The 255-nt window shown below is 51.4% G+C and carries 1 rRNA gene; it reads left to right on the forward strand.

Annotated elements, in window-relative coordinates:
- Positions 1-255, forward strand: a 23S ribosomal RNA gene (locus ACZGCQ_RS17020); the annotation flags it as partial.

The following is a 255-nucleotide window of genomic DNA, read 5'->3' on the forward strand; positions in this document are numbered from 1 at the left end:
GATGAAGGACGCGACGAACAGCGATATGCTTCGGGGAGCAGTAAGTATGCTTTGATCCGAAGATTTCCGAATGGGGGAACCCACCATCTGTAATGGGATGGGACATGTTACATGAATACATAGTGTAACGTGAGGCAGACCCGGGGAACTGAAACATCTAAGTACCCGGAGGAAGAGAAAGCAAATGCGATTCCCTGAGTAGCGGCGAGCGAAACGGGAACAGCCCAAACCGAAGAGCATGCTCTTCGGGGTTGT

The sequence above is a fragment of the Exiguobacterium sp. HSB13 genome (assembly GCF_056764755.1).